Source organism: Flavobacterium sp. (assembly GCF_044371705.1).
In the GTDB taxonomy this organism is placed as follows: domain Bacteria; phylum Bacteroidota; class Bacteroidia; order Flavobacteriales; family Flavobacteriaceae; genus Flavobacterium.
In genome coordinates this window covers 1-5,923 of the sequence record NZ_JBILTE010000155.1, presented here as the reverse complement: position 1 = coordinate 5,923, position 5,923 = coordinate 1, and the positions used below count along the sequence as shown (strand labels likewise).

Genomic DNA, 5,923 nt, shown 5'->3' with positions numbered 1-5,923 from the left:
ATAAGTTGTCCCCGTTCCTCCGGGTCCTGAATAATAATTACCTACCGTTAACGAAGGTAAAGTATAACTGTCGCAAACAGTGACATTGGGTAAAATGTCGGCGATTGGAGTTGGAATAACAGAAAGTGTGATTTGAGTGGTACCAAAAACAACCGGATTACAATCTTGAACTACGCGAATATAAATCACTTCACCTTCCACACCTGCATAAGTTGTAGGACTGGCAATAAATGGCGTTCCTGTTACGGCACTGGCAAATGTATTATGATAGGTAACTGTAAATTCGGAGGCTGGCAAACCGTTTAAGGCATTTGCAGAAGCAGCAGTTAGATTAAAAATTTCAAAACCATCATTATTCAAATCACACAAGGGCGTCATGGCCGTGGTTTGGGGATCGGGTGTACCACTAGTTGTAACTACCAAATCAAAAGCTTTCACTCGTATACAACCGGAATTTTGATCTTCTATACTTGCATAGATGGTTTGACCCGTGCTAAAAAAGGTGGTCGGGTTTGGTATTTGATTTATCGCTATAATTTGAGCATCATTTTCATTGGTGTAATAACGTATAATTTGATCAAATGGATTCAGAGACCCCAGGATAACAGGATTGTTTTGAGTTAAATTAAATATATTAGAACATTGAATTAAATCGATTGGTGCATTTGTTGGATCAGGATTCACATCAACTGTGACATCACTTGTTTCTACAAAAATCTGTCCGCACATATTATAAGTCACTTGTGCAGTGTACGTTGTAGTTACACCTGGAGTAACAGTAATCGTTGGATTAGTAGAAATTGGAACACCTGCCTGAAGCCATTGAAAAGTGGTTGCAGAAGGTCCGGACGGCGTAAATCGCCATGCTTCATTAAAAGCTGACCAGTTATTGCTAGAGGCATTTCTACCAGGTGGCACATAAGCTACCGTACCCGGGAAATTTTGAATTCCGATGATGCCTCTACCACCATTCCATCCAGGACAAGGAACTCTTCGTTCTACATAAACCTCAATAATATTTGAAATTTCATAAATTACAATTTGAGAAGTTTGCAAGCCAACACCATTGTTGCACGAAAACTGAGGCACATTCGCGAAATTAACTACTAATTTTCTACATGGATACGTACCCATTAATTGGTAATTGATACTAGTAACAGCAGGAGGCGTAGGAGCTACACCGGGGTTAATATCCTGATAAACTCCGTAAATTGCGTTTCGAATAGGAAAACTCGCATAAGGTATATCCGTTGCAGAGAATGACCAAGCACAGTTGGCTCCAGCAGCATACGTATCAAACGAAAGTACTCCATTGGAACCTACATTTGCAGTGGTATAATTTGCCCCAAAAAAACAGAAGTTAAAGGGTAAAGGAATGTTCCCCGACCAAACATCATCAACATTCACAGACACAGGTGTAAAACCGGGTCCTTGAAAAGCGGCTTGCGGACAATAATCTATTTGACTAACAGTGTAGGCTGTTGTTGTACCTAAATCTTGATAGGAAGCCGACAATTGAGTAGACTCTGTTACGCTACACAAGGCTGTTGGATATTCCAAATTAATATCACCGGCGATGACCGAAGCACAACCATTTGAATTAACTGTTACTTCAAAAGTAGAGGTAGACGAGTTAGCACATCCACTAAGAGAAATACTATAAATACTAAAAACCGTAGGATTATTTAATGCAGGTGTTGTAGTAGACGCTTGGCCTGCAGCATTTAAAAGTACATTGGCAAAAATTCCCGAAGTAGAGGAATAAAATACGATGGCACCCGGAGTACCTGTAAAAGTAAGCACAGCTCCTGTACCTGGACAAACACTAGTGTCGCCTGTTACTGAAGCTACCAATTGAGCAGGTTCTGTAATAGTTACACCCGTTTGCGTTTCCACAGCACCTAATGAATCAGTCACTGAAATTGTATACACTCCGGGAGGTAAACCGGTAAATATACCCGTGGTATTTTGTAAAGTTATAGGACCTACGATGTCAAATAATAAAAAAGGAGCAGTACCCGTAGAACCTGTTATAGTGATCGATCCGTTATCTAAACCGAAACATGTGACATTAGTCGTGCTGAAATTGACAGCAAGATTTGACTTTTCGTCGTCTAGTTGTGCCGGATTATTTTCAAATTGTTTTCCGTAAAGTATTTGCTGAATACTAAAAACAAATTCCTTCTTATTTTTAAATTTATCAATTGAATTTAAAGTTAACTCACTTGAATTTAAATCATTTTTAAATATGCCTCTAGTTGAAGCCTGCGTTGAACTTGGTGCGTAAGTGAATATAAACGATAAGAAAAATAGTAATTTTAATCTCATTATAGTTTTTTTTTAGGGTTGAAATTTACACAAAAAAATAAAAATACTGTCTTAAAATTTTAAGATTTTATTTGTAATTTGAAATAGCACTATTTTGTCCCAATTTATTTATCTTTGCAAACCTTACATATACAAGTAAACTATTCGATTTTAATGACTACAGACACAAATAATTTTGACGAAATAGGTGATGATCACTATTCAAATTCTGCCACAAATCCGGTTCGATCAGACGCCTTTGAACTTACAGACGATGAAAAAATTGAACGAATCAAAAAAGACGTCGCTCAAATTCTAACCACACTAGGAATGGATTTGTCAGACGACAGTTTAAAAGGCACGCCAAACCGTGTTGCAAAAATGTTTGTCAAAGAAATTTTTGGTGGTTTAAACCCTTACAAAAAGCCAAGTACTTCTACTTTTGAAAACAACTATAAGTATGGTGAAATGTTGGTGGAAAAAAACATCACCCTCTACTCTACTTGCGAACACCACCTGTTACCCATTGTTGGACGGGCACATGTGGCCTATATTTCCAATGGAAAGGTAATCGGTTTATCAAAAATGAATCGAATTGTGGATTATTTTGCACGTAGACCCCAGGTTCAAGAGCGTTTAACCATGCAGATTGTTCAAGAACTGCAAAAAGCATTGGGCACCCAAGATGTTGCTTGTGTGATTGATGCCAAACACTTGTGTGTAAATTCAAGAGGTATTCGAGATATCGAAAGTAGCACCGTCACCTCAGAATTCGGCGGAAAATTCAAAGAAGAACAAGTTCGCAGAGAATTTTTAGACTACATAAAATTAGAAACTAAATTTTAAATTTATATCTTTCTTATACATTTAAGTCAACATATTTTACATGGAACTTTACAAAAATCAACAGATAGAAATTTACAATTCCTTGTCGGGAAAAAAAGAAGTTTTTAAACCGCTACATGAGGGCAATGTTGGTATGTATGTTTGTGGTCCAACAGTTTACAGCAATGTACACTTAGGAAATGTGCGTACTTTTATGAGTTTTGATGTCATCTACAGATATTTAAAGCATTTAGGTTACAAGGTACGATATGTTCGTAACATTACCGATGTAGGTCACATAGTGGATGATGTTGATGATGGTGAAGACAAAATTGGTCGTATGGCTCGTTTGGAAAAAGTGGAACCTATGGAAATCGTTCAACGTTATACGGTTGATTTTCATACGATTTTACACCAATTAAACTTTTTACCACCAAGTATTGAGCCAACAGCAACCGGACATATTATTGAACAAATTGAAATCATCAAACAAATCATCGATAATGGTTTTGCTTATGAAACCAACGGTTCGGTTTATTTTGATGTGGTAAAATTCAATGAAACCAATCATTACGGAAAATTAAGCGGTCGGAATATCGATGATATGATTGCCAATACCCGTGACTTGGATGGGCAATCGGACAAAAAAAATCCGCAAGATTTTGCTTTGTGGAAAAAAGCAGAACCGGAGCATATCATGCGTTGGCCTTCGCCTTGGAGCGATGGTTTTCCGGGGTGGCATTTGGAATGTACCGCCATGAGTACTAAATATTTAGGCAATCAGTTTGATATTCATGGGGGCGGAATGGATTTAAAATTTCCGCACCACGAATGTGAAATAGCTCAAAACGAAGCTTGTACGGGTCATTCTCCTGTAACGTATTGGATGCATGCAAATATGCTTACGCTGAACGGTAAAAAAATGTCGAAATCAACCGGGAATAATATTTTACCGGGTGAATTGTTTACCGGAGAAAACAGTATTTTGAGTAAAGCGTTTGCTCCTTCTGTCGTTCGCTTTTTCATGCTTCAAGCTCATTACAGAAGTATTTTGGATTTTTCGAACGATGCTATTTTAGCCTCTGAAAAGGGCTTCAACCGATTAATGGAAGCGTTTGCTGTTTTGCCGAGTTTGCCAGCTTCAAACACGTCAACCATTGCTATTCAAGCTTGGAAACAATCGTGTTATGATGCGATGAACGACGATTTCAACAGTCCGATTTTAATTGCTCAGCTTTTTGAGGCGGTTCGCATCATCAATTTAGTAAAGGAAGGTAATGAGCAACTAACAAAAGCTGATTTAAACGAATTGAGTCACACACTATCCGGTTTTATCTTTGACGTTTTAGGCTTAACTGATGAAAAATCCTCCTCAAAATCGAATGATAAATTAGAAGGCGTCATTGAATTATTGATAGCGATGCGAAATGAAGCACGTGCGAATAAAAACTTTGCCTTATCAGATCAAATCAGAGACCAATTAGATGCGCTCGGCATACAAATAAAAGACGGAAAAGAAGGAACTACCTTTACTTTAAACTAAAAACAATTGAACCAAATGCTCAAGAAAATAATCATTAGTCCCTTTATTTTCTTGGTGCGTGTGTATCAAGTGGTAATTTCTCCGTTAACCCCTGCGACATGCCGTTTTGAGCCTACTTGCTCCCACTTCACCGTTGAAGCATTAAAAAAACACGGATTATTCAAAGGCGGTTGGCTTGCCATCAAAAGAATTTCCAGTTGCCACCCATGGGGAAAAAGTGGTTACGATCCGGTTCCTTAACACTACTAAATTCCCTATTTTTTTAAATGCTAAATAAATGTTAGGTACAAGGATTTGTTTTGTGTATTGAACTATTTTGAATTACTTTTACTTTACCAATTATAAACAATTATGCTAATACACTCATTAAATTTTGTTTGGAATCCTACAGAAGGAATTGATTTAGGATTTTTTATTATTCGCTATTACAGTTTAACATGGGTTTTGGCTTTTGTCATCGGTTGGCAAATCATGAAACGGATATTTATTCGTGAAAACGAACCGATAGAAAAATTGGATTCGTTGTTTATTTATACGGTGGTAGCAACCATGTTAGGTGCTCGATTGGGACACGTACTTTTTTACCAACCCGAGTTATTTGTTGATGATCCTTTAAGTATTTTATTACCCATTCGCACGGTTCCTGAATTTGAATTCACAGGATTTTCAGGATTGGCAAGTCACGGTGCTGCTATTGCTATCATTGTAACGATGATTTATTTCAGCAAAAAAATCATGTTGCAACCGTTACTATGGGTATTAGACCGAATTGTAATTCCTGTAGCCAGTGGTGCGATATTCATTCGTATAGGTAATTTTTTCAATTCTGAAATTGTTGGTGAAGAGACTAAATCAGGTTTTGGAATTAAATTTGTTCAAGATTTTTATAATAAAAGACAAGTAGTCCAAGAAACCCAAATAGCGAAACCAAAAGAAGCGTATCAAGCACTGACATCCGACCCGCAATTTTCTTCTTTAATTGATTTAGTTCCTGTGAAACATCCTGCACAATTGTATGAAGCAATAGGTTACGTATTTGTATTTTTAATACTGTTCTTTCTTTATTGGAAAACGGAAGCACGATTAAAGCAAGGATTCCTTTTCGGACTATTTTTAGTCTTGTTATGGTCGGTTCGATTTATAGTAGAATTTGTAAAAGAAAGCCAAGGTGGATTTGAAGAATACCCATTATTCAATGCTTTATCAACCGGACAGTGGTTGAGTATTCCCTTTATTATTATCGGTTTT

General features: G+C 37.2%; 5 protein-coding genes. 4 read left to right on the top strand and 1 reads right to left on the bottom strand.

The genetic code is table 11. The features are described from left to right. Positions 1–2,328 (bottom strand): SprB repeat-containing protein (locus tag ACIQ2S_RS10295; RefSeq protein ID WP_396175652.1); only part of this gene is annotated, 2,328 nt, incomplete at its 3' end. A gap of 153 nt (positions 2,329–2,481) precedes the next feature. Between ACIQ2S_RS10295 and folE the strand changes: the two genes are divergently transcribed. From folE to lgt, 4 genes are all read left to right on the top strand, one after another. Next, positions 2,482–3,153, top strand: a complete 672-nt coding sequence (gene folE, locus ACIQ2S_RS10290) for a GTP cyclohydrolase I FolE (RefSeq protein WP_396175650.1) — start codon at positions 2,482–2,484, stop codon at positions 3,151–3,153. 40 nt (positions 3,154–3,193) lie between these two features. Continuing rightward, the gene (gene cysS / locus ACIQ2S_RS10285) at positions 3,194–4,675 is read left to right on the top strand and encodes a cysteine--tRNA ligase (RefSeq protein ID WP_396175648.1); all 1,482 of its coding nucleotides are present in this window, start codon (positions 3,194–3,196) and stop codon (positions 4,673–4,675) included. A gap of 15 nt (positions 4,676–4,690) precedes the next feature. After that, complete coding sequence (yidD, locus tag ACIQ2S_RS10280) at positions 4,691–4,915, top strand: membrane protein insertion efficiency factor YidD (protein WP_396175646.1); 225 nt, start codon at positions 4,691–4,693, stop codon at positions 4,913–4,915. 111 nt (positions 4,916–5,026) lie between these two features. Further along, positions 5,027–5,923, top strand: an 897-nt coding sequence (gene lgt, locus ACIQ2S_RS10275) for a prolipoprotein diacylglyceryl transferase (RefSeq protein WP_396175644.1), incomplete at its 3' end; no start/stop codon positions are given.